We start from the raw sequence: 503 nt of genomic DNA, 5'->3' as shown, positions 1-503 counted from the left end.
GCACCACCCCGCCGTACACGCGGTGCAGATCGATCTGGCTGAACAACGCATCGGCCAGCAGGCCCTGCTCGCTATCGTAAAGCGCGACCCCGGTCTCGTCGCAGGATGTTTCCAGCCCCAGCACCAGCATGGGTTCAACCTTCCACGGAGGCGAATGAAGCCGTGCATATTAATCGCCACGGCCGGCGACCGACCAGCGCTTTTCGCTCGCAGGCTTTGCATTCCCGGCGTTCAGGGGTTAACATCCGCAACTCTTAAAACCAGCGTGCTTGCGAGTCATTTGCCGAAGCGCGTTGCCACCGGTAATCAAGTGAAGGTACGTCCTGGATGCCCGCTGTCAAAGTTAAAGAGAATGAACCCTTCGACGTAGCCCTGCGTCGCTTCAAGCGCTCCTGCGAAAAAGCCGGCGTGCTGGCCGAAGTCCGTTCGCGCGAGTTCTACGAGAAGCCGACTGCCGAGCGCAAGCGCAAGGCTGCCGCTGCAGTCAAGCGTCACGCCAAGAA

1 protein-coding gene and 1 pseudogene are annotated in these 503 nt (G+C 60.2%); one reads left to right on the top strand and one right to left on the bottom strand.

Annotated elements, in window-relative coordinates:
* A pseudogene (locus J5M58_RS26340) lies at positions 1-130 on the bottom strand (tRNA (adenosine(37)-N6)-threonylcarbamoyltransferase complex transferase subunit TsaD); the annotation flags it as partial.
* A 197-nt stretch (positions 131-327) separates the two neighbouring features.
* Here J5M58_RS26340 and rpsU point away from each other — a divergent pair.
* On the top strand, positions 328-503 hold a 176-nt coding region (gene rpsU / locus J5M58_RS26335), incomplete at its 3' end, for a 30S ribosomal protein S21 (protein WP_207880281.1).

This window comes from Pseudomonas sp. 32_A (genome assembly GCF_017490905.1).
Taxonomy (GTDB): Bacteria; Pseudomonadota; Gammaproteobacteria; order Pseudomonadales; family Pseudomonadaceae; genus Aquipseudomonas; species Aquipseudomonas inefficax.
Note: the sequence above shows the minus strand (reverse complement) of the source record. Positions and strands in the feature narration are given on the sequence as shown.